This is a genomic window from Endozoicomonas sp. ALD068, assembly GCF_049310145.1.
Classification (GTDB): domain Bacteria; phylum Pseudomonadota; class Gammaproteobacteria; order Pseudomonadales; family Endozoicomonadaceae; genus Endozoicomonas_A.
Window position 1 is genome coordinate 3,251,419 of record NZ_JBLYNU010000004.1, and the last position, 22,223, is coordinate 3,273,641.

The following is a 22,223-nucleotide window of genomic DNA, read 5'->3' on the forward strand; positions in this document are numbered from 1 at the left end:
ACACCGACTGGAGCCAGATTACATGAATATTAAAGAGGGCATTTCCCGCGCTGTCAGCCATCTTGACCTGAGCCGTGACGAGATGATGAGCATCATGCGCGACATCATGACAGGCCAGTGCACCAATACCCAGATCGGCTCATTCCTGACCGCCATGCGCATGAAAAGCGAAAGCATTGAAGAAATTACCGGGGCTACCCAGGTACTCAGAGAAATGGTTACTGCGGTTGAAGTTAACGCTGACCACCTGGTGGATATTGTCGGCACCGGTGGAGATGGTGCACACCTGTTCAATGTATCAACAGCTTCCTCGTTTGTCGCCGCCGCCGCCGGTGCCTCTGTTGCCAAGCACGGCAACCGGGGAGTATCCAGTTCCAGCGGCAGTGCTGACCTGCTGGAAAGAGCAGGCATTCAGTTGGACATCAGTCCTGAACAGGTAGCACGCTGTATTGAACATGTGGGCGTAGGCTTCATGTTTGCTCCGGCTCACCACTGTGCCATGAAAAACGTTGTCGGTGTCCGCAGAGAGCTTGGCATAAGAACCTTCTTCAACATCCTGGGACCTATGTCCAACCCCGCCAGTGTAAAAAACCTTGTCATCGGTGTGTTTACCCGTGAACTCTGCCGCCCTATGGCCGAGGTTCTGCGCGAGCTGGGCAACAAGCACATCATGGTCGTACACTCTATGGATGGTCTGGACGAAATCAGTATCGCCAGCGAAACTTTTATAGCTGAGCTGAAAGATGGCGAAATTCATGAATACGTGATCAAGCCAGAGAACTTTGGCATTGAATCCCGGAGCCTGATCGGGTTGAGTGTAGAAGGTTCCGGGGACTCACTGGCGCTAATCAGGGATGCCCTGGGTAAACGGGAAGGCGAATACGCCAGCAAAGCGGCAGACATGATCGCGCTGAACGCTGGTGCGGCCATTTATGTTTCCGGTGTCGCCACCAGTCTGCAGGAAGGGATAGCCATGGCACAGGATGCTATTGCCAGCGGGCTGGGCCTGGAAAAAATGCGTGAGCTGGCCAGCTTCACACAAGTGATTGCGGAGGGGTAACAATGTCTATGCCAACCATCCTCAACACAATTGTTGAGAGAAAACGTGAAGAAGTCGCAGAGCGTCAGGCAACACTGTCCATGCAGGAGGTTATTACCAGAGCCCGTCACACTGAAGAGTCCCGTGGCTTTGCCAAAAGCCTGGAAGCCCGGACAGAAGCCCGGCAGGCAGCGATCATTGCCGAAATCAAAAAAGCGTCTCCCAGCAAGGGGGTGATTCGCGAAAATTTTGATCCGGCCAGCATTGCCCGGAGCTATGAAAAAGCGGGCGCCAGCTGCCTGTCCGTATTGACTGACAGGGACTTTTTCCAGGGTGCTGAAAGCTACCTTCAGGAAGCCCGCTCAGCCTGTGCCCTGCCTGTTTTGCGCAAAGACTTTATGATCGATCCATGGCAGATTTATGAATCCCGCATGATTGGTGCAGACTGCATCCTGCTGATCGCTGCCTGTCTCACAGACGGTGAACTTCAGGAGTTCAGCAGTACTGCCCTGGACCTGGGGATGGATGTTCTGGTAGAGGTCCATGGTGCCGATGAGCTGGAACGTGCTTTACCTCTGGAAGGTACATTGCTGGGCATCAATAACCGAAACCTGCATACTTTTGAAGTCACATTGGACAATACGTTCTCTCTGCTTACTGAGATTCCGGAAGGCAGAAAAGTGATTACAGAAAGCGGCATCCATACAACAGAAGACGTGGATAGTATGTTTTCGAAGGGTGTAAACAGCTTCCTGGTCGGTGAAGCATTTATGCGTCAGGAAGATCCGGGTGACGGGTTGAAAAAACTGTTTAGTCAATACCTTTAACGCCTTAGATTGAGGACCAGCAGCCAAGATCAAACTGTTTTCTACCCAGGCATCAGAGGCTGTCGCAATACTGCCTCCAGCCCCCAGGAGCCTGTCGGACTTAAGACTGTCCTACACGGCAACTGCTCCTGCGTTGCTCTAGCTCCTGCATCCATGCAGTCGTGCGGTTGCGATAAATTGGTCTAAAAATCCTTGTTTCTTCGTCAAATAGCTCGCTACTCCCCTCAGAAACAGAAATTTTTATCCTCAATTTCTTGCAATCCTCGCTACGGACGCTTAAGTCCGACAGGCTCCTGGCCCGGGTTTCGTCTGCTCAAGCAGAAGCTCTCAAAGCCCAACGGATAACTACTTGATGACCCCGCAGGCAATCCTTGAATCGGCGCCTTCTGGCGTGTTATTGCCAATGACAGCAGTGCCGGAGTGGATAACCAGCGAGCGCTCTTTCAGATCAGTCAGTTTCAAATTCTTGGCAACCACCGGAACTGTGGCGAAGCCCTTGTCGTCTACATCAAGCATGGGCAGATCATCAAGAGCACCTCCGGCTGCCAGGGCCGCCTGCATCACGTCATTTTTGGAGCCCGGTTCGCAGCTGGGGTTTTCATGAACACGGAAACCATGCTCTCCGGGCGGCAGGTCATAAAGATTGGGTGTCAACTGCACCCCTCCTCCGGAGGCTTCAGAAACAGTCACTGTTCCCAGTTCTGCTCCTACACCGGAAGGAGAAACCTGATTCACCATGACCGTATAGCTTTCATTGGAGGTACAGGCAGAAAGCATAGCTGCCACGACTACTACACCCGATAGCGCACTGACTTTATTGAACATGATTGCCAACTCCAGGAGAAATGGGATTGTAAAACAGCAATATAGCCATGCTTATTCGGGTTTACTTAATACAGTGCCTTAAAAAACAGGCTTTTTATGGTTTTATTCCAAAAAAACTCATTGACATTCCCGACCGTTATTATGTTGCTTCCGACTCACCAGCATCACGTTTCTTATCAGCCAGAGCCGTTATGGCTCCTGCTCACAGAGCGTACATTAACAGGATGGTTAGCCTGACATCCTGCTGCTGAGGTAAGATAGCGGCTTGATACCCATTGGATTTGGATAAAAGACGATGGGGATATTTTTCTGGCTGCTCTTATGAAGCCTCCACCCCAAGCTCCCGACCTTCACAGCTTGTGGGTTTGAGACTGAGAGCCCTCTTCAAGAAAGGAAAGACGCTGTAATGAAAGCACAAGTCAAATGGGTGGATCAGGAACGTTTTCTGGGACTGACTGACAGTAATAACTCCGTTGTCATGGACGCAGATAGAGCGGTTAAATCCGCACCCAGCCCAATGGAACTGATCCTGATGGGCCTGGGTGGCTGCTCATCTGTTGATGTGATCGGTATTCTGAAAAAAGCTCGCCAGAAGGTCGTTGACTGCCACGTCGATATTCAGGCTGAACGTGCCGACTCTGTACCTGCTGTCTTCACCAAAATTCACCTCAACTTTGTCGTTAAAGGCACCGCAGTAAAAGAATCCCATGTTGAGCGTGCCATAGAGCTGTCTGCAGATAAGTATTGCTCGGTTGCCAAGATGCTGGGTAAGGGTGATGTAGAAATCACCCACAGCTTTGAGATTATTGAAGCCTGAGTCACAGGCATGGCTCGTCAGCCCGGAGGCCAGCTCATCTGACGACCACCAATCAGGTGGAGATGAATGTGGTAAACCGACTGACAGCCATGACTATTACAGTTCATCACCGTTCTGTAGCCGTCTTCGGCAAAACCTTCATCTTTAGCGATCTGACTGGCCACCAGCGCCATTTTCCCCAAAACTGCCTGATCTTCCGGAGTGGCATCGTTAAGTGTTGCGATATGCTTCCTGGGAATGACCTGAACATGAACGGGGCCCTGGGGATTGATATCCCTGAACGCAAGAACATCGTCGTCTTCGTAGACCTTGTCGACGGGGATCTCCCCTTCGACTATCTTGCAGAAAAGACAGCTCATTAATTGACCTCCGGGCCTTTGAGTCGAAAAACTGAATTAAGCCTATCATCAGATTCCTTAGCCCGAAAGGCTCCTGTTGCACTACTCAATCCTGTCTTCCCAAAGCAGCGTCGATCCTACGACAGCAGCTGGCATGACCAGCAAGTTGACAAAAGGAATCAGCATAACCAGAGTGACGGCTGTACCAAAACCCCAGACGTAATTTCGATCCTGCTTCAGACGTTCCAGCATATCATTAAACGACACCCCCCTGTTGTCCGCAGCATAGTCACAGTATTGGATCGACATCATCCAGCTGTTGAACAGAAACCAGAGCACAGGGGTGACGAGGTTCACCACGGGAATAAAGGATAAAATTAACAGAACCACAGCCTTGGGCAGGTAGTAGATGAGTTTTCTGACCTCCCGGCCTACGGCTCTGGGTAACAGGGTCAGCCAGTCTTTCAACTCGTATTCCGGCAGGTCTGACTTGCCATGAAGGTTCTGAACTTTTTCGGCAAGAAGCCCATTGAAGGGTGCCGCGATAAAGTTCCCAACGATGGTAAAAGTAAAAAAGACCACTCCCAGCATGGCCAGGAATAACAGAGGCCAGAGCAGGAATTCAAGGAAAGACAGCCAGTCAGGCAACCAGTTAAGCAGCTGCTCCATCAGCACGCTCATTTGCTGAAGACCGAAATAGATCAGGAATCCAAACACCAGAATATTAACGGTCAGGGGAATCAAGACAAACAGGCGGATGGCCGGATCGGGAAGATAGGATAGACCCTTGAGGAAATAACCGGGTCCACTTCCCGGTGCAGGCGATGGCATGGCAGAGTTCCTTTTATTGATGTTAAGTACCTAACCAGTTGGTTTCGCATATTCTGGACGGCGGCTTTTTCCATCCTTCTGCGTTCCAACTCTAGTTGCGTAGCTATGGCTACGCGCCCGTCGTTGCGCCTTGAAGGATGAAAAAATCCACTCGCCAGAATATGCGAAACCAACTGGCCAGGTACTTACACAACTGCTGACAATTGGCAGTGAAGTTAATGACGAACAAAGGCCAATCGCTGAAGAGATTCTGGTTCTCGTCAGCACAAGCCGTTATTATTCACACAGTTTAACGAATTATGAAGCCTTTACCGTCAGAGATTTTCTTTGTCTCTGACAGTCATTCCTGAACGAGGAGTAAAATGTGAGTGAAGCCAAGCACGTCCAGCTGCTGATTCTGGGTTCCGGTCCTGCAGGATATACAGCTGCGGTTTACGCTGCCAGGGCAAACCTGAAGCCGGTTATGATCACTGGTATGCAACAGGGCGGGCAGTTGACAACCACTACCGACGTGGACAACTGGCCAGGAGGCCCCGAAGGTCTTCAGGGACCCGGCCTGATGGAAGATATGCGCATCCATGCAGAACGCTTTGGTACCGAAATCATCTTTGATCATATCGAAGAAGTCGATCTGAGCAAGAAGCCATACACCCTGAAAGGTAGCGATACCTACACCTGTGATTCCCTGATTATCAGCACGGGTGCCAGCGCCCGCTACCTGGGCCTGGACAGTGAAGAAGCCTTCAAGGGCAGAGGGGTTTCTGCCTGTGCCACCTGTGATGGATTCTTCTACAAAAACAAGGACGTCGTGGTAGTGGGTGGCGGTAATACTGCTGTCGAGGAGGCCCTCTATCTTTCCAACATTGCAAAGAAAGTGACACTCATTCACCGTCGCAAGGGTTTCCGTGCAGAAAAAATTCTGCAGGACAAGATGATCGACCGGGTAGAAAACGGCAACATGGAGCTGGCCCTTGACGCCACATTGGATGAGGTACTGGGAGATAGCATGGGCGTGACAGGCGTTCGCATCAAGGATGTGAATACTGGCGAGACCCGCGAAATCAACGCTGAAGGCTGCTTCATTGCCATCGGCCATACACCGAATACCGGTATTTTTGAAGGCCAGCTGGAAATGAAAGACGGCTACATTAAAGTCAACAGTGGTTCAGAAGGCAACGCAACACTGACTTCCAAAGAAGGCGTATTCGCTGCGGGTGACGTTATGGATCACGTTTACCGTCAGGCTATTACCTCTGCCGGCACTGGCTGTATGGCTGCCCTGGATGCTGAAAAATACCTTGACTCTCTGTCCTGATCACAGTGCCCCGCCATTGAGGCTGTCGTAAAGCTCTGCATACTCTCAGGCCGTTTGGGTCGCGGCCCGGGAGCGGAGGGTGGAGTCTTGCGTCGGCTTCTGTTGTCGGCTTGCAGGCTTAAGAGAGATCAGGAGGTTTTCTGGCTACTCACCGCCTCTTGAGCTTCAGTTGTTACCATGAAGTCTTCAGACAGGGTGCCTTTCTCATCCGGAGCTGTCGTCTTGGGTGCATAGTCCAGCGGCTGCTCCAGAGGCTTCGCACGTTCGTTATGACGCTTGGGAATCTGACCCGACAACAGAGCTGTGCTGCTGATCAGAGAATCACTGAGCTTGTTCTTGACTCTGTCATCGTTACACAGTGAATCGGCTCCGTTAGCCATATGCTCATAGACATCTTTATAGCTGTCCGTCAGCTTGTTGATCAGGTGAGCCGTTGTGTTGAAATGATCGGCTACGTTATCCTGATACTGCTTGAAATCAGCTTCCAGTTCGATCAGCTGAGCTTCCATTTTGCCTCGATCCGAACGGGGGCCTGCCAACAGATGATACAAAAGTGCGCCACCGGTCATACCCGCCAGAAATGCCAAACTGCCTAAAAACCAAAGTACATTCACATTTTCCACAGCATCGCCTCATTGGGTGGAACATTTCACGTCCTTTATTGCTGTCAAAGTTATAATCTTTTATGCGCAAAGTATAGAGCGGTTGTGTAACATCGGGATGCCAAAACATACCTTGTCCTGCTGAAGCCGGAAGGATACATTGTGCTCCGTTATTCCAGACTGCGGCAATGATGGCAGCTCGACTTATGCCTGCCGATACAGGAATGGGCCGGAACTGTTTCAACAACCCTGGAAATGACACCCGTAAACAACGGACCTGGTGAAATAACAACTGTATGACTAGCATGACCCCGGAATCTCGTTACCAGCAGGACTTAAAGAAAGACAGCTTCAGCTATGACCCGGCTCAGGAAGCAGCGGTTCAGCATCTTCAGCGTCTTTTTGATCAGCTGACCGCTGAAGCTCCCCGCAACTCCCTGCTCAGGCGCATCAACCCTTTTGTCGGCAAAGAATCCCATACTGTTCGTGGACTCTACTTCTGGGGAGGCGTTGGCCGGGGCAAAACCTATCTGATGGACACCTTTTATGACTGCCTCCCGTTCTCCGAGAAAAAACGCATGCACTTTCACCACTTCATGCGCTGGGTTCACGGTGAACTGAAAAAGCTGTCCGGAGAAAAAAACCCCCTGGATAAAGTGGCAGAAATACTGGCTGCCGAAACCCGGGTCATCTGCTTTGACGAGTTCTTTGTCTCAGACATCACCGACGCTATGCTTCTGGGTGGACTCTTTGAGCAACTTTTTCAAAGAGGCATTACACTGGTAGCCACTTCCAACGTGGTACCCGATCAACTCTATAAAGACGGCTTGCAAAGAGCCCGATTCCTGCCAGCCATTGACCAGATAAAAGAGCATACCCTGGTGATCAATGTTGATGGTGGCACCGACTATCGCCTGCGCCTGCTGGAAAAGGCAGACACTTACTTCAGCCCTCTGGGAGCGGAAGCTGATCTGCACTTGCAGAAAACATTCGATGACCTTGCACCAGACATAAGTCACTGCAGGGAAGCCGACGTCATTGAGATAGCGGGCCGAGCCATCAACAGCGAACGCACCTGCGAAGACATAGGCTGGTTTAGTTTCGGGGCACTCTGTGACGGTCCAAGAAGCCAGAACGACTACATAGAGCTGGCCTGCCTTTACCAAACCGTCATTCTCGAAAATGTACCCCAGATGGGCGAGAAGAAAGACGATCAGGCCAGACGTTTCATCAACCTGGTGGACGAATTCTATGACCGCAACGTCAAGCTCATTCTGACCGCTGCAACGCCCTTGCCTGAACTCTATACCTCCGGCAGGCTGAACTTTGAATTCCAGCGCACCATCAGTCGTCTGCAAGAGATGCAATCCAGAGAATACCTGTCGCAACCGCACGACCCGATTTTGTCATAAAACAGAGTATTGGGCTCAAATGAGCATGCCCTCGAGCCATGCATTTTGAGCCTGAAACCAGTCCGGGCATAGCTGTCATGCATAACTGAATATCCTGTCTATACTCCCCTCCCGGAAAGACATCGAAAAGCCACTGAGGCAACAGATAGCAAGCTGCCATCTATGTTGTCTTCTGTCTGGTTTTGAATGCGATCAGGACAGCCATAACGTGAAGGAATGTATTAATTTAATACGCTAAGTACTCAGCCATACGGAATCGAATATTTCTGGCTTATTGGGCAGGTGCTCTGCAAGGCGCAACGACGGGAACATAGCAAGCTATGTGACCAGAGTTGCAACGCATCACGACTGCATGGATGCAGGAGCTAGAGCAACGCAGGAGCAGTTGCCGCGAGTGCCTGAACAATAAGTCAGAAAATATAATTTCGTATGGATGAGTACTTACAACAATGCATCAGATGTCTTTCTTACACATACACCATGCAAGCTTTTTATTAGCGCCACGACCTGTTCCCGGAAAAGCAACGTGAGATTTGCGAGGGCATTGATTGCTGATTACCGGGTTGAGGTTTGATTTATTTTGTCAGGGGAAGAGATGTTGTGAGTGAATTATCTACAACCCGGTCTATCGATGGCAAATCGGCAACCGGGGCGAGGTCGCCTTTTGTCCCAAAAGAGTTAATGATTCCTTTTGTATTGCTGGTCAGTTGTTTTGCCTTATGGGGGCTGGCACATAACATGACCGATGTCCTCATCGCCCAGTTCCGTAAGGTCTTCACCTTAAGCGATGCTCAATCCAGCCTGGTGCAGACCGCCTTCTACGGTGCTTACTTTTGCCTGGCCCTTCCTGCCGCCATATACATAAAAAAGTTTTCTTACAAATCCGGTGTGCTGCTCGGAATGAGTCTGTTTGCATTTGGCGCCTTGCTGTTTTACCCAGCCAGCCAGACTATGCAATATTCCCACTTTCTGGCAGCCCTGTTTGTACTGGCTGGCGGGCTTTCCATTCTGGAGACCAGTGCTAACCCTTACATTATTGCCATGGGGCCACAAGAGACCGCTACCCAGAGATTGAACTTCGCCCAGTCCTTCAACCCTTTAGGTTCAATTGTCGGGGTCCTGATCGGGAAATTCTATATCCTGAGCCAGCTCAACCCGGCTTCAGTCGCAGAGCGGGTAGCAATGCCGGTTGCCCAGCTTGAGGCCATCCAGTCCCGGGAATTAATGGCTGTTATGGAGCCATACATAGTGACGGCTGCCATCATTCTGGGAGGCTGTCTGTCTATAGCGCTCTGCAAAATGCCAAAAGCGGCAGATGCTTCCGAAGCATACAGCTATTCAAAATCCTTTAGCCGTCTCTTTAAAAAGAAAATATTTATCCGTGGAGTACTGGGGCAGTTTCTTTACATGGGGGCGCAAATTGGCTGCTGGTCATGGACAATTCGTTATGTCATGAATAATGTCGGAGGCACCGAGGCAGAAGCATCAACCTATTACCTCTATTCAATCCTGTTATTCAGTGGAAGTCGCTTCCTTTGTACCTCTCTGATGCGCTATATCGAACCTGCCAATTTACTGGGGGGGCTTGCCACTGTTGCGGCAGTTATGACTATCGTTGTAATGATGAGCGCTGGCTATGCTGGCATTTACGCTCTGGTGGTTATCTCCGGATGCATGTCACTGATGTTTCCTACCATTTACGGCCTCTCTGTAGCTGGGCTGGGTAAGGACACTGAGCTAGGTGGCAGCTGCCTGATTATGGCCATTCTTGGTGGCGCGGTGCTCACCGCAATAATGGGGCGGATTTCAGATATGGCGGGGATTGGCTGGGCCTTTATTATTCCGCTGATCGGATTTACTTACCTCACATGGTTTGGTCTCAAAGGGAGCAAAGCCTGATTTCATGGTGAAAAGTTTCTGGCAGGTTGCAATGGCTGCACCTGCCAGTTTGCTGAAGCTTAGCTCAGAGTGACTCTTCGATCCCATATGGTTTTTGCAAAAGGTTCATAAATCAGACAGCGAATATACCTCACAGAACTCCGTACTTGCTTTACCCGTTTGAGCGGATAAAAGCAGTAGCCTTCATTACGCTCTCTTTTCAAAACAACCCGGGTCGTGGATGGAATGTGCCAGTACATGAATCGTTGTCTGACAATATTCATGGAAGAATCTCCTGAGAGAGAGAAGGCGTCCCTTCCAATGCAACAGGCATTCCGTGTTCTGCGTTTGAAAGAAACATTAGTCTTCTTCTCCCTATTGGGAAAGTTCCTGACAAAATGCTCCCGAATTATTTACTTTTCCGGTGCTCTCGAATCTGGTCGTAAGCCGCCTGGATTTCCTGGGTTTTCTGCTTGGCGACTTCCATCATCTCTTCGGGCAGACCTTTGGCCACCAGTTTATCAGGATGGTGCTGACTCATCAGCTTACGGTAGGCTCTTTTCACTTCACTGTCTGTTGCAGAAGACTCAACCCCTAGCACTTCATAGGCTTTGGAGAGACTTTTCCCACTGTCTGGACGTGCCCAGCCGCCACCCTGATGCCCCCCGGCATGATAATAAGCTCTCTGAGCCTGAAACCTTTTGTGAAGCAACTCAAAACTGATCTTGCTGACACCCAGTTGATCACATACCTGTTTGAAAACAACCCGCTCAGCCTGAGTCAGGCTGCCATCAGCGTATGCAGCCTGCAGCTGAATTTCAAGAAACAGGGGGAGCAGGGTACTTGAACCTGCGACTCTGCGAAACTCAGCCAGGGCGGCACTGATATCTGCCGAAGGCTGCTTACCCTCGTTAAAAAGATTGATTGCAGCCTCACGCTGATCCGGTGAGAGACGCATCTGATTCATAATGGCCGATGCCATTTCAATCTCATGCTCACTGACTCGCCCGTCAGCCTTGGCCAACTTGCCCATCACCAGAAAAGTGGCCTGAAAAAACGCACTCTGGGCACGCTGACGATTAAAATGCCCCCCGGGACCGCCACCCTGGCGTTGATTGGGATTAATATAATTACGGTTCAACCAGGCGCCCACCAAGCCACCCAAAAACGCCCCGAAAGGTCCTCCAAACACAAAACCGATGAATACACCGATCAGAATTGCCGTCATGTTGCCCTGCTCTGATTTAAATGTCCTTCCAGACTCTGCAAGCGTTCCACTGTGCCGACATCAGTCCAGAGTCCGTGATAATGTTCTCCCGCCACTTTGCCCGAGGCCATTGCATCAATCAACAGGGGTGCGAGTTTAAAGACGCCGGATTTACAATGTGCAAAGAGTTCGGGTGACAATACACTCAGCCCACTGAAAGTCAGCTTGTTCTTACCATCCTTATGAACCCGTCCAAGACTGTCCAGGGCAAAATCACCGACTTTCTTGAAGTCAGGATTATCCACCAACACCAGGTGAGCTAACCCCTTGGGTGTATCTGGTAAAGACTGGAAATCAAAGTCTGTATAAACATCGCCGTTGACCAGCAGGAAAGGATCATCCCCCAGCAACGGTAAAGCCTTGAACACGCCACCACCTGTTTCCAGAGGCTCAGACTCCGCTGAATATTCAATATTCAAGCCCCAGTGGCTGCCTTTACCCAAAGCCGCAACCAGTTTTTCACCGAGCCAGGCATGATTGATTACTATGTCTGTGAAGCCAGTCTCCGAGAGCTTTTCCAGATGATGTACTATCAGCGGTTTACCACCCACTTCTACCAGTGGCTTGGGTTTTTCCAAAGTCAGTGGCCTGAGTCTTTTTCCCAGGCCGGCAGCCAGAATCATTGCTTTCACTGTTCAGTCTCTTTCCGTGTAGCTGTAATACAATCGTTAAGAATGGGTGCCACAGATTGCCTGAGCCATTTGGCATGAAAATCCAGCTCCTGATAACGTTCACAAACATCCATGACATAAGCGAAGGTTGCTGGTATCTCTGGCAGGTACTGAGGCTTGTTATCCCGGAACCAGAGTCGGGAGAATATTCCGAGACACTTGAGGTGTCGCTGCAATCCAATCCAGTCAAACCATTTAAGGCTGGTTTCAAAATTCACATCTTTCAACTGAGGGTGAGACTTGATAAACATCTTTAACCAACTCTCCACCTTGTCTCTGGGCCAGCTGATATAACAATCTTTCAGCAAAGAAACAGCGTCATACAACACGGGACCATGAAGGGCACCCTGAAAATCAATGACCCCCAGGTTCCCTTGCGAGAGCACCATCAGGTTTCTGGAATGAAAGTCACGGTGAACGACCCCTTTGGGTTGTTGCAAAGCTGTCTCGGTAAGCAGTTCAAACAGCTGGTTGAGTTGCCTGCCGGTAGTGCCTTCAATATCCAACCCCAGCAATTCTTTCAGAAACCATTGGGGATAGATTTCCAGCTCTGTCATCAACAGTTCACGGCTATAAGGGGGGAGTGTGTCAGGCTTACACGTCTGGATTTGCAAAATAATATCCAGCGCTTTTCCATAAAACTCGTCAGCACTGCTATCATTGAGGGCCTGAAGCAACAGGGTGTCACCAAAGTCATCCACCAGCATAAAGCCTGACTGATAATCAACCGAGTGTACATCTGGCACAGAAACTCCCTGAGCCTTGAGCAAACCCGCAACGGCAACAAAAGCACGGGAGTCTTCAGTCTCTGGTGGAGCGTCTACTGCCAGCAATGAGCCTTCAGGGAGTTGCAATCGATAATAATTTCTGAAGCCGGCATCACCACCCACAGGAATCATTTGGGCAGCCCGGTCGAGTGTAGCCTGGACCGGCGTTAAAGCCTTGTACGCCCAATGCTTTAATTGCTGCAGACGATCGTTTGGAGAGGGTGTCACTTGCTTTACATGTCCTGTGTTGATTGAGAGGCCACTTACAGATTCAGAGGCTCCATTGCTTATGCCTCTTTTACTCTTGAATGTCTATGCAATATTCGGACTGAACAACTGAAGGTTTAACATCAAGGTGTTGAAATGTATTGCACTGAAAGACAGAGTAACACAGACTAGTAATAGTGATATAACTGACCCTACTGATTGTTTACTGCATGAGCAATCGGGCTCAGTCATAAATTGTCAACAAGCCATGGAATGCAAAGTCTTCGGGCAAAATCACTGTCCGCCTGAAACACTCAGCCGGACAATAGCTCATGGTAAAAAGCAGATGTTCGCTCTACGATTTCCAGAGGTCTGCCAGCAATTGACAGAGACTGACCTGAACTTTCATGTTTTCAGAACAGCTGGCGATCATGATAACCACACACAAGACCCGAAACACTGCTTTACAGATGCCCTTATTAATAGGAAATGCTGCTTCCGGCAGCAGGTTGAGTAACAAGGTTCTCTGTACGCATGACAGAGCAGATTTAAACCGCCATCAACCATGGCACGCCGTTTTGTCTCGCTCCGACATAAACCGGAGTTGTGCAAAAAACCTTCAAACCATGGTAACAAGAACGGCACGGGAAAGTTGAGCTCATGGAGAAATACCCTCTACCTTTCAAACCGGCAACATTAACTCTGGCGATTGCTTCCGTGCTGCTTGCCAGCCAACCGACTGTCAGGGTTTATGCCGAATCCACACTATCAGCAGATGATCATTGGAGCTGTAAAGCCAGCCCGGATGGGTCCGGCTGGCACTGTTCTGCCGAGCCGATGGAGCCTGGTGTTATGAATCGGGCGTCTCGCCCCATTGCGCCGGCTGTGACCCAATCCGCTCGAAAGAAAGCCAGCAGTGAAACAGCGACTGTCGTAACCGGCAACAGCCACGCCAACCTCAGGGAAACGCTAGACTGGGTGCCTAAATCCCGGCTCAGCGAGAATGAACGAAAAGCATTGGATCAGGCAACGCCCTGGTGCACAGGTGACTATTCAGAGCCTGCCCGTCCTGGTAAAAACTTCGCGGGCAACTCTGATACAGCACCCATCATTGCCGAATCAGATGAATCCTCTTTTGGTCAAAATGACATAGGAACTCTTACCGGCAACGTCTCTATCAGACAGGGCAATCGTCAGATCCAGAGTGATACGGCCAGAATGAATCGCGCTACCAACTATGCCGAGTTCGAAGGCAACGTGGTCTACCGTGAACCTGGCACCCTGCTGGTAGGTGATTACGCTGATATGCTGCTCGATAGTGGCCGGGCTACCATCAAGAATGCCAGTTACGCCATGCATGGAGCCCATGCCAGAGGGAACTCCGAACAAATCATTCGCAACGAAGACTCTACACTGGTGCTCGAAGATGCCTCTTACACCACCTGCCGCCCCGGTGATGAAAGCTGGCTGCTAACTGGCAGTAATGTCACTCTTGACCCCAATACCGGTTTTGGTTCAGCGCGAAATGCTGTTATTCGGGTCGAAGGGCTACCCATTTTCTATGCCCCCTACATGTACTTCCCCATTGATGATCGTCGTCAATCCGGCTTTCTGTACCCGACAATAGGCTCAGACAGTGAAAACGGCATCGACTTTACCCTGCCCTATTACTGGAATATTGCCCCGAATTACGATGCCACCATCACGCCTCGCATTTTGTCCAGGCGCGGTCTGCTGCTGGAAAACCAATTCCGCTATATGAATGCAAGCGGAGAAGGTGAAGCAGGTATTGCCGGGCTAACCAGTAAGGACAAGCTGGAAAAAGAAAACCCCTATTACGATCAGGAACGCTGGCTGGCCAATGTGCGTTATAAACAGCGTTTTTCTGAGCGTTGGACGGCAGAGCTCGACTATGCCGACGCCAGTGACAAAAATTATATTGAAGACTTTGGTACCAATCTAAACCTGTCCAGTTCTGGTCCGTTGAATCAGAAGATAGGCACCCAATACCTGGGCGGCAGTACTTACAATAACTGGACCTTCAGTCTCAATGCTCACCAGTTCAAGAACATGAGTCAGACGGCTGATGACCCCTATAACAAACTTCCACAGCTGGTCTTCAGTGGTAACTGGCAAGCAGGAGAAACATTGCAGGTCAATTACCTGGCGGATTACACCCAGTTCAGTCGGGATAAAGACTGGCGCTTCGTCAGAGAGATTCAGCATCCGGACTTTGGTGATCCGGATATCAGAGAAAGTGTTTACGACGAAGGCTACGGTATCAAAAAAGCCGAAGGGGGTCGGGCCTTCGGTCAGGCAGGTGTCAGCTACCCAATGAAGACCATTTGGGGCTTCCTGACACCTGAAGTAAAGGTTCGAAGTGTTAACTACAGCCTCAGCAATCTGGTGGCAAGTGAAGTGATCAACGACCTTCAGGGAGCCTATGGTCAATCTGTCATCGACCCGAATGATTTTACCAAATCTCCGAATACCACAGCGGCTTCCTTCAGCCTGGATAGTGGCCTCTACTTTGAGCGTTTTACCAACCTGTTCGGTACTGACTTCACAAACACTCTGGAGCCCAGGGCCAAGTACCTTTATGTGCCTTATGTCGAGAATCAGGAATACAACCCGATTTTCGACACCGCCGCCATGGGCTTCACCTACGGTTCTCTTTGGCTCGATAACCGCTTCAGTGGCTATGATCGTATTGGCGATGCCAACCAGCTCTCTCTGGGCGTTACCACCCGCCTGATTGAAGACGATGGTTTTGAACGGATGCGTTTTGGTATTGGCCAGATTGTCTATTTCCAGGATCGCAAAGTCTACATAGCCAACAATTTAGGCTACGAGAAAGTTCCGGCTGAGGACATTGATGAAAACTTTGTCGCCATGGATGAAAGACTCAAAAGTGAACTGACCGATCCAACCTCTCCCCTGGCATCGGAATTCATCTACAATTTCAATCGCACAATGAGTCTGAGACAGGATTTCTCCTGGAATACCAACGAAAATCGTCTGGACAACTATGGTCTCTACTATCGTTGGCAGCCTGAACAGCGCAAGACTCTGAACCTGGGTTTCCGTTTCAGGGATCAGGTTGATCGCTATGTTCAAGACAAAGATGGACAAAATATTCAGATCGGCACCGACCAGAATGGCAATCCAATCTTTGAAACTGCTGATAACAACGTGAAGCAGACCGACCTGTCCTTTGCCTGGCCGATCCCCGCAACCACTAGTTGGGTTGGTCTGGGTCGCTGGCAATATGATTTAACCAACAAAAGGAACCTGGAGAGCCTTGCGGGCGTCGAATACAACAGTTGCTGTTATCAGGTTCGATTTTTCTGGCGTTCATGGATCGAAACAGACGATAATATCGACCACCCTGATCCGAAGAGCGGTGTTTTCTTCCAGTTCATCTTGCGTGGACTGGGTAATATCACTGGCAGCTCCGGAACGGAATACTTGCAAGGTATCCAAGGTTACGAGATTCACGAGAAGTAATGATGACGGGATTGAAGAGTCTATTCTTTGCCGCCTGCTGCACCCTTGCAGTAGTCGGCGGTACGGCTAACGCCAAGTCGCTACCATTGGATCGCATTGTTGCCGTCGTCGACAAAGACGTGGTGATGGAAAGCGAGCTAAACAACCGTATCGAAGCTGTTCAGCGTCAGTTGAACAGTCGGGATATTCCCATGCCTCCTGACAACATCCTCAAGAAGCAGGTGCTCGACCAGCTGATCCTTGAAAACCTGCAACTGCAGATGGGTCAGCGCGGCGGAATCCGAATTGATGACTGGGCTTTGAATGACGCCATCAGTAAAATCGCCAAGCGAAACGGTATGTCTGTTGAAGCCTTCAAGAAAAATCTTGAATCAGGCGGCCTGTCTTACGCCGCTGCCCGGGAAGAAATTCGTCGCGAGATGATCATCAACCGGGTGCGTCAACGCCAGATTGCCGAGCGCATCCAGATCAGCGAGCAGGAAGTGGACAACTTCCTCAAGTCGCCGGAAGGACAGGCCAGCATGCAAGTTGAATATCGTCTGGGCCATATTCTCATTGCCACACCAGACAATCCGACACCTGATCAGGTTCGGGAAGCTGAAAAGAAAGCCAACAATATTGCTATTCAGCTTGACAGGGGTGCCAACTTTTCCGAAATGGCGCTCAGCTACTCCGGCGGCCAGAACGCTTTAAATGGTGGCGATCTGGGCTGGCGCTCTGCTGATCAGCTGCCAACTCTTTTTGCTGAACAGGCGTTGAAGATGACAGACGGAGAAGTATCTGCACCGATTCGCAGCCCTGGTGGCTTTCATATCTTCAAACTGATCGACACTCGTGGTAACGAGAAGCATATGGAACATCAGATACACGTTCGTCATATTCTGATCAAGCCCAACGAAATTCGCAGCGATCTTGAAGCGCAGATGCTCGCCAAGAGCCTCTATGACCGAATTGAGAAAGGTGAAGATTTTTCTGAGCTGGCCAAGGCTTATTCTGACGACACTGGCTCAGCTCTCAATGGCGGAGACCTGAACTGGGTTTCTCCCAAGACTCTGGTTCCGGAATTCCAGAAAGCCATGAAAGAAACGCCTGAAAAAGTAGTCAGCGACCCCTTCAAGAGTTCATACGGCTGGCACGTTCTGCAGGTATTGGGTAAACGTAATTCAGACATCAGCGACAAGGTCCGCAGAAACAAAGTGCGTGAAATTCTGGGCAACCGCAAGTTTGAAGAAGAGCTTCAGGTGTGGCTACGTGAAATCAGAGATCAGAGTTACATAGACATACGACTCTGAGACATCCCGAGAAGAATAACGCCCCGGTTTTCCGGGGCGTTGTTTTTTTTGTAGACTCTCTTTTGTGGCACACACTCTATTTTTCATGGCTCATGGCTGACTTATGACACGCAACACACTGCCCAGACTGATCATTACCTCCGGCGAGCCTGCAGGCATCGGACCCGACCTCTGCCTGCAACTGGCTTACCAGAATTTGCCAGTGCAAACAGTGGTCGCTGCCGATCCTGAGCTTCTGGCGCAGCGTGCAGACACTCTGGGAATGGATATAACCTTTGAATTATTCAACCCTGATGAAAAAGAACCTGCCAGAGAAGGAACTCTTCTGGTTGCCCCTGTCTCCCTGACCAAACCCTGCTCAGCCGGACAGCTTAATGAAGCCAACAGCCCCTACGTTCTGGAAATGCTGAGCTATGCCATTGAAGGCTGTCAAAACGGTTTGTTCGATGCCATGGTCACCGCTCCTGTCAGCAAGGAAGTGATCAATAACGCAGGTGTTCCTTTCAGTGGCCATACCGAATTTCTAGCCGAAAAAACCAACACTCAAAAAGTCGTTATGATGCTGGCAACCGAAGGCCTCAGGGTCGCTCTGGCCACCACCCACCTGCCACTTAAGGATGTCTCGTCTGCTATCACACAATCTTCTCTGGAAGAAGTCATCAGAATTCTTCACAGGGATATGGTGACAAAATTTACCATCGAGAACCCCAGAATTCTGGTCTGCGGTCTTAACCCTCACGCTGGAGAAGGGGGTCACCTTGGCATGGAAGAAATAGAAACCATTATTCCGGTACTGAATCAGTTAAACCATGAAGGTATGAATCTGCTAGGTCCTCTGCCAGCCGACACGCTCTTTAACCCGAAATATCTTGAAAATGCTGACGCTGTTCTGGCGATGTACCATGATCAGGGTTTGCCGGTTCTGAAATACAAAGGCTTTGGTAATGCCGTCAATATTACCCTGGGGCTTCCCGTTATTCGTACCTCTGTCGATCACGGCACGGCTCTGGATCTGGCCGGGACTGGAAAAGCCGATTCGGGCAGCCTGTTTACCGCTATCCGCTATGCTCTCGATATGGTTCACTAGGAGCCTGACCGAGAATAGCGCCCGTCTAGGCGACCCCGTAGCGAGGACGGCAGAAAATTGAGGATGAAAATTCGGTTTTGTGAGGAGAATAGCGAGCTATTTGACGAACAAAAGCGGATTTTCAGACCAATTTGCTGCCGCCGCACGACTGCATGGATGCAGGAGCTAGAGCAACGCAGGAGCAGTTGCCGCGTAGGGCAGTCTATTCTCGGTCAGGCTCCTAGCCAAATGGCTTATCTGCCGCTATTATAGCGCCCCCTCTGTTGCTGGTTTAGTTTGTCAAAAGCATGGCTGAAATTCCCTACCACAAGGCCCGTAAACGATTTGGTCAGAACTTTCTGCACGATCACGGTGTCATTCAACGGATTATCCGTTCCATACACCCAAAGGCGGGCGACCGAATTGTGGAAATTGGCCCAGGTCAGGGTGCACTGACCGAATTTCTGCTGGACGCTGCCGGGCAACTGGACGTGGTTGAACTGGACAGAGATCTGATCCCGACTCTGAAGCTCAGGTTTGGCCTGAATCCTGAGTTCAGAATTCACGAAGGAGACGCTCTCAAGTTTGATTTCTCCTCTCTCATTAAAGAGGGTCAAACACTTAGACTGGTGGGCAACCTGCCCTACAACATATCCACCCCCCTGATTTTCCACCTGCTTGAGTTCCAGGGGCTGATCAGCGATATGTACTTTATGTTGCAAAAAGAGGTTGTGGAAAGACTGGCAGCGCAGCCCGGTGAAAAGCACTATGGGCGTTTGGGCATCATGGCCCAGTACTACTGCAAGGTAGACAATCTGTTCGTTGTGGGCCCGGGCTGTTTCAAACCAGCCCCCAAAGTTGACTCAGCCATTGTACGACTTGAGCCTTATAATGAGTTACCTTGCCCGGCGGATGACGTAAACCTTTTGGAAAGGATTGTTCGGGAAGCTTTCCAGCAACGCCGTAAAACCATGCGAAACACTCTGAAAAAGCTGATCTCTGCCGACGCACTCACTGAACTGGGTATTGACCCAGCGAGTCGCCCTGAAACGGTGACGCTGCCCGAGTTTGTTGCCATCGCCAACTATCTGCATACATCTGCCATGAACGACTGAAACAATTGTTCATCACCCTCGGGGATGAACAATTTTTCACCGTGAAAAGCTGCTATTAAATGCTAAACAGCAAGACAGCTTGCATGCCCGCTGCTCACTGAGTTACTACTATTAGCAGGGAAATACAGTTTTCAGTAGTGTGGAGAAGAACCTCCATCCGGCCAACGAAGAAAAGGATATTTTTTCGAGTCGGTCAGAAGCTTATCCTGAAACAGACACCTGATCAGGAAAAGCCTTTGGGCATTTCCACCAGGCATTCCTCAATTTGATGTTAAAAATCAGCAACCTTTATAAGTCATGTATTGCTGCTCCACATTGAAAGGTTCAGGAGATTATAGTTAATGACCGTTTACGCCGTAGGTGATATCCAGGGATGTTACGAACCTCTCAGACGCCTGCTTGACAAAGTCCGTTTCAAGCCTGGCCGCGATCAATTGTGGGTGGCGGGAGATATGGTAAACCGTGGCCCCGACTCACTGGCCACGCTTCGCTACCTGAAAAGTCTCGGTAGCCATTGTACTGCTGTTCTGGGGAACCATGACCTGCACCTGCTAGCTGTTGCTGCACGCGTTCGCCGATCTAAAAGGAAAGACACATTAGCCCCTCTACTCAGCGCCCCTGACCGGGACTCACTGCTTGATTGGTTAAGGTACCGCCCACTGATTCATCATGATAAAAAACGCAAAGTCACCATGGTGCATGCCGGAATTCCCCCGATCTGGACTCTGAAGCAGGCCTGCCTTTATGCAGGCAAGCTGGAAAAAGCGCTTCAGGGAGAAAACTATCAGGAGTTTCTTCAGTTTTTATTCAAATCAGACTCCATCAGCTCTATGGAAGAGGCCTATACCCGTCGAGCTCGTCTCAAACTGACCGCAGCCTACCTGACACGGATGCGTTTTTGTGACCAATACGGTCGGCTTGACCTCGATAACAAGACAGCATCTGCCTCAGAGACATTCGCCCCCTGGTACAGCTTTCCTGACAGCCCGGTCTACAAGGAACGTATTATTTTTGGTCACTGGGCCGCCCTGGAAGGCAACAGTCAGCGAAAAAAAATCCATGCTCTCGATACCGGTTGCGTCTGGGGACGCTGCCTCACTGCCCTGAACCTGGACGACTACACTACCACCTCAGTAGACTGCTGCTATGAGGATGAATGAAATGGCTAAGAGAAGTTTGTTGAACACTTTGGGCCCTTAAGTACTCAACCATACGAAGTCATATTTTCTGACTTTTTGTTCAGGCACTCGCGGCAACTGCTCCTGCGTTGCTCTAGCTCCTGCATCCATGCAGTCGTGATGCGTTGCAACTCTGGTCACATAGCTTGCTATGTTCCCGTCGTTGCGCCTTGCAGAGCACCTGCCCAATAAGCCAAAAATATTCGATTCCGTGTGACTGAGTACTTAGCGCCTTCTTTTGAAATTCTGACTTTGCTCGGAACTCCCGGTATTGTGTTCTCTTTTTTGGTGCTTCAAAAGAGCCTCATGATTCATACAGACTACCCCGCATCCACAGGTTACTGGATCGTAGTCGTCTGCCCCCCAGGCATCACCTGTAAAGATTGCCTCTGGATGCAGCGTGCAGCTGTTTGTTGGGTCATCCATCGTAAACGTAAATTTAAATGTATGGGGTTGCTCAAAGGGTTGTGTTTCTGCCATCTCATTATCATAACAAGTGTGGGTCGTCGAATTCTCCAGCGGACCCAGCGACCAATCAGCTGACTCGCTAATATCGATTATTTGAGGGAGTTTACAGACACCTGCGCAGGAATCGACAAAACAATTTAAACCCAAAGTATGCTGGGGTTGTCCAGAGCCTTCGTTACCGCCGCCAGAGCCTGAAGACCAAAAGCTGGAAAAAGCTTGGGGGGTTGCGGTTCCTGAGGCTTGCTGACCGGATGATGATGCTTCTGCTGATGGCGCTTTTTGTTGTTGACTGTGACCAGGAAGCATCATAGTGGTGACCGCAAACGGGTCACCCTGAGTTGCCTCCAGTTGACCCAACGGTTTATAGAACGGTGAATCGGCGTTCCAATAGCTTTTCAAAAGCGCGCCTACAGCAGCAAGTGCTTCTGCAGTCAGACGTGAGTATGGTTTAGAGTCAGGGGTGCCATTGGTGGTCAGAACCAGTTCGTAAGCAACCAGCAGATTAGCAGCGTAAATCAGTTGCCAAGAAATCGACTCAATAAAAGACGTTTTCACTCCGTAACCGCCAAGACTGAATGCTTCGTTATCAGGTGGCAAATTCGATCCTGAATCGGCGTCGACACCGTATGACGGCTTGTCAGACAATCCATGCTCGCCAGACATTATGGAAAAGCTCTCGCCCGGGTAAACGCCACTCTGTTCAAACTCGACAACAAAACTTCCTTTCAATGATCTGGCCTGACAAATCACAGACAGAGAGAGCATCAGCAACAGCAGTGCCAAAGAGAGTGGTTTTTTCAA

General features: G+C 50.1%; 20 protein-coding genes. 11 read left to right on the forward strand and 9 right to left on the reverse strand.

From position 1 onward, the window contains the following. Nucleotides 1-22 precede the first annotated feature (22 nt). Together trpD and trpC are read left to right on the forward strand one after the other, a co-directional pair. The gene (gene trpD / locus ACO6V5_RS11205; protein ID WP_422132992.1) at nucleotides 23-1,060 is read left to right on the forward strand and encodes an anthranilate phosphoribosyltransferase; all 1,038 of its coding nucleotides are present in this window, start codon (nucleotides 23-25) and stop codon (nucleotides 1,058-1,060) included. 2 nt (nucleotides 1,061-1,062) lie between these two features. Further along, nucleotides 1,063-1,866, forward strand: a complete 804-nt coding sequence (gene trpC, locus ACO6V5_RS11210; RefSeq protein WP_422132991.1) for an indole-3-glycerol phosphate synthase TrpC — start codon at nucleotides 1,063-1,065, stop codon at nucleotides 1,864-1,866. A gap of 345 nt (nucleotides 1,867-2,211) precedes the next feature. Here trpC and ACO6V5_RS11215 read toward each other — a convergent pair whose 3' ends face one another. Further along, on the reverse strand, nucleotides 2,212-2,691 hold the full coding sequence (locus ACO6V5_RS11215; RefSeq protein WP_422132990.1) for a superoxide dismutase family protein: 480 nt from the start codon (nucleotides 2,689-2,691) through the stop codon (nucleotides 2,212-2,214). A 406-nt stretch (nucleotides 2,692-3,097) separates the two neighbouring features. Between ACO6V5_RS11215 and ACO6V5_RS11220 the strand changes: the two genes are divergently transcribed. After that, nucleotides 3,098-3,508, forward strand: a complete 411-nt coding sequence (locus tag ACO6V5_RS11220) for an OsmC family protein (RefSeq protein ID WP_422132989.1) — start codon at nucleotides 3,098-3,100, stop codon at nucleotides 3,506-3,508. A 17-nt stretch (nucleotides 3,509-3,525) separates the two neighbouring features. Here the strand turns inward: ACO6V5_RS11220 and ACO6V5_RS11225 are convergent, their stop codons facing one another. Together ACO6V5_RS11225 and cysZ are read right to left on the reverse strand one after the other, a co-directional pair. Then, the gene (locus ACO6V5_RS11225; RefSeq protein WP_422132988.1) at nucleotides 3,526-3,867 is read right to left on the reverse strand and encodes a histidine triad nucleotide-binding protein; all 342 of its coding nucleotides are present in this window, start codon (nucleotides 3,865-3,867) and stop codon (nucleotides 3,526-3,528) included. An 81-nt stretch (nucleotides 3,868-3,948) separates the two neighbouring features. Beyond that, nucleotides 3,949-4,677, reverse strand: a complete 729-nt coding sequence (gene cysZ / locus ACO6V5_RS11230; protein WP_422132987.1) for a sulfate transporter CysZ — start codon at nucleotides 4,675-4,677, stop codon at nucleotides 3,949-3,951. A gap of 364 nt (nucleotides 4,678-5,041) precedes the next feature. Here cysZ and trxB point away from each other — a divergent pair, with 364 nt between their 5' ends. Further along, nucleotides 5,042-5,992 (forward strand): thioredoxin-disulfide reductase, encoded by a 951-nt coding sequence (trxB, locus tag ACO6V5_RS11235; RefSeq protein WP_422132986.1) that lies wholly within the window; start codon nucleotides 5,042-5,044, stop codon nucleotides 5,990-5,992. Between the two features lie 128 nt (nucleotides 5,993-6,120). Here trxB and ACO6V5_RS11240 read toward each other — a convergent pair whose 3' ends face one another. Then, nucleotides 6,121-6,615 (reverse strand): YhcB family protein, encoded by a 495-nt coding sequence (locus ACO6V5_RS11240; RefSeq protein WP_422137470.1) that lies wholly within the window; start codon nucleotides 6,613-6,615, stop codon nucleotides 6,121-6,123. Between the two features lie 284 nt (nucleotides 6,616-6,899). Between ACO6V5_RS11240 and zapE the strand changes: the two genes are divergently transcribed. Together zapE and fucP are read left to right on the forward strand one after the other, a co-directional pair. Beyond that, entirely contained in the window at nucleotides 6,900-8,006 is a 1,107-nt protein-coding gene (zapE, locus tag ACO6V5_RS11245) for a cell division protein ZapE (RefSeq protein WP_422412237.1), read from the forward strand. Nucleotides 8,007-8,606: 600 nt separating this feature from the next. Beyond that, a complete protein-coding gene (fucP, locus tag ACO6V5_RS11250) occupies nucleotides 8,607-9,905 on the forward strand; it encodes an L-fucose:H+ symporter permease (protein ID WP_422412612.1) in 1,299 nt (432 codons plus the stop codon). A 59-nt stretch (nucleotides 9,906-9,964) separates the two neighbouring features. On the opposite strand, the gene ACO6V5_RS11255 is transcribed toward fucP, so the two are convergent. The 4 genes from ACO6V5_RS11255 to ACO6V5_RS11270 all read right to left on the reverse strand — a co-directional run bounded on the left by ACO6V5_RS11255 (nucleotide 9,965) and on the right by ACO6V5_RS11270 (nucleotide 12,817). Continuing rightward, nucleotides 9,965-10,168 (reverse strand): hypothetical protein, encoded by a 204-nt coding sequence (locus ACO6V5_RS11255; protein ID WP_422132983.1) that lies wholly within the window; start codon nucleotides 10,166-10,168, stop codon nucleotides 9,965-9,967. Between the two features lie 125 nt (nucleotides 10,169-10,293). Then, nucleotides 10,294-11,112, reverse strand: coding sequence for a co-chaperone DjlA (djlA, locus tag ACO6V5_RS11260; RefSeq protein ID WP_422412614.1), 819 nt, complete (start codon nucleotides 11,110-11,112; stop codon nucleotides 10,294-10,296). Then, entirely contained in the window at nucleotides 11,109-11,774 is a 666-nt protein-coding gene (gene murU / locus ACO6V5_RS11265) for an N-acetylmuramate alpha-1-phosphate uridylyltransferase MurU (protein WP_422137082.1), read from the reverse strand. The genes djlA and murU overlap by 4 nt, the downstream gene beginning before the upstream one ends. A 5-nt stretch (nucleotides 11,775-11,779) precedes the next feature. Further along, nucleotides 11,780-12,817, reverse strand: coding sequence for an aminoglycoside phosphotransferase family protein (locus ACO6V5_RS11270; protein ID WP_422137467.1), 1,038 nt, complete (start codon nucleotides 12,815-12,817; stop codon nucleotides 11,780-11,782). Between the two features lie 639 nt (nucleotides 12,818-13,456). On the opposite strand from ACO6V5_RS11270, the gene ACO6V5_RS11275 reads away from it, so the two are divergent. The 5 genes from ACO6V5_RS11275 to ACO6V5_RS11295 all read left to right on the forward strand — a co-directional run bounded on the left by ACO6V5_RS11275 (nucleotide 13,457) and on the right by ACO6V5_RS11295 (nucleotide 20,936). Continuing rightward, nucleotides 13,457-16,303, forward strand: coding sequence for an LPS-assembly protein LptD (locus tag ACO6V5_RS11275; RefSeq protein WP_422132980.1), 2,847 nt, complete (start codon nucleotides 13,457-13,459; stop codon nucleotides 16,301-16,303). Nucleotides 16,304-16,305: 2 nt separating this feature from the next. Then, nucleotides 16,306-17,595 carry a peptidylprolyl isomerase gene (locus tag ACO6V5_RS11280; RefSeq protein ID WP_422492201.1) on the forward strand — a complete coding sequence of 430 codons (1,290 nt, stop codon included), beginning with the start codon at nucleotides 16,306-16,308 and terminating at the stop codon, nucleotides 17,593-17,595. 103 nt (nucleotides 17,596-17,698) lie between these two features. Continuing rightward, the gene (pdxA, locus tag ACO6V5_RS11285) at nucleotides 17,699-18,682 is read left to right on the forward strand and encodes a 4-hydroxythreonine-4-phosphate dehydrogenase PdxA (RefSeq protein ID WP_422412619.1); all 984 of its coding nucleotides are present in this window, start codon (nucleotides 17,699-17,701) and stop codon (nucleotides 18,680-18,682) included. A gap of 287 nt (nucleotides 18,683-18,969) precedes the next feature. After that, nucleotides 18,970-19,776, forward strand: a complete 807-nt coding sequence (rsmA, locus tag ACO6V5_RS11290; RefSeq protein WP_422412621.1) for a 16S rRNA (adenine(1518)-N(6)/adenine(1519)-N(6))-dimethyltransferase RsmA — start codon at nucleotides 18,970-18,972, stop codon at nucleotides 19,774-19,776. Nucleotides 19,777-20,117: 341 nt separating this feature from the next. After that, nucleotides 20,118-20,936, forward strand: coding sequence for a symmetrical bis(5'-nucleosyl)-tetraphosphatase (locus ACO6V5_RS11295; RefSeq protein WP_422132976.1), 819 nt, complete (start codon nucleotides 20,118-20,120; stop codon nucleotides 20,934-20,936). Nucleotides 20,937-21,179: 243 nt separating this feature from the next. On the opposite strand, the gene ACO6V5_RS11300 is transcribed toward ACO6V5_RS11295, so the two are convergent. Beyond that, the gene (locus tag ACO6V5_RS11300; RefSeq protein WP_422412623.1) at nucleotides 21,180-22,223 is read right to left on the reverse strand and encodes a hypothetical protein; all 1,044 of its coding nucleotides are present in this window, start codon (nucleotides 22,221-22,223) and stop codon (nucleotides 21,180-21,182) included.

What these genes read in the sequence shown, in the direction of transcription:
- trpD (WP_422132992.1), top strand. Translation starts at nt 23, where the DNA reads ATGAATATTAAAGAGGGCATTTCCCGCGCTGTCAGCCATCTTGACCTG.
- trpC (WP_422132991.1), top strand. Translation starts at nt 1,063, where the DNA reads ATGTCTATGCCAACCATCCTCAACACAATTGTTGAGAGAAAACGTGAA.
- ACO6V5_RS11215 (WP_422132990.1), bottom strand. Translation starts at nt 2,691, where the DNA reads ATGTTCAATAAAGTCAGTGCGCTATCGGGTGTAGTAGTCGTGGCAGCT.
- ACO6V5_RS11220 (WP_422132989.1), top strand. Translation starts at nt 3,098, where the DNA reads ATGAAAGCACAAGTCAAATGGGTGGATCAGGAACGTTTTCTGGGACTG.
- ACO6V5_RS11225 (WP_422132988.1), bottom strand. Translation starts at nt 3,867, where the DNA reads ATGAGCTGTCTTTTCTGCAAGATAGTCGAAGGGGAGATCCCCGTCGAC.
- cysZ (WP_422132987.1), bottom strand. Translation starts at nt 4,677, where the DNA reads ATGCCATCGCCTGCACCGGGAAGTGGACCCGGTTATTTCCTCAAGGGT.
- zapE (WP_422412237.1), top strand. Translation starts at nt 6,900, where the DNA reads ATGACCCCGGAATCTCGTTACCAGCAGGACTTAAAGAAAGACAGCTTC.
- ACO6V5_RS11255 (WP_422132983.1), bottom strand. Translation starts at nt 10,168, where the DNA reads ATGAATATTGTCAGACAACGATTCATGTACTGGCACATTCCATCCACG.
- djlA (WP_422412614.1), bottom strand. Translation starts at nt 11,112, where the DNA reads ATGACGGCAATTCTGATCGGTGTATTCATCGGTTTTGTGTTTGGAGGA.
- murU (WP_422137082.1), bottom strand. Translation starts at nt 11,774, where the DNA reads ATGATTCTGGCTGCCGGCCTGGGAAAAAGACTCAGGCCACTGACTTTG.
- ACO6V5_RS11275 (WP_422132980.1), top strand. Translation starts at nt 13,457, where the DNA reads ATGGAGAAATACCCTCTACCTTTCAAACCGGCAACATTAACTCTGGCG.
- ACO6V5_RS11280 (WP_422492201.1), top strand. Translation starts at nt 16,306, where the DNA reads ATGACGGGATTGAAGAGTCTATTCTTTGCCGCCTGCTGCACCCTTGCA.
- pdxA (WP_422412619.1), top strand. Translation starts at nt 17,699, where the DNA reads ATGACACGCAACACACTGCCCAGACTGATCATTACCTCCGGCGAGCCT.
- rsmA (WP_422412621.1), top strand. Translation starts at nt 18,970, where the DNA reads ATGGCTGAAATTCCCTACCACAAGGCCCGTAAACGATTTGGTCAGAAC.
- ACO6V5_RS11295 (WP_422132976.1), top strand. Translation starts at nt 20,118, where the DNA reads ATGACCGTTTACGCCGTAGGTGATATCCAGGGATGTTACGAACCTCTC.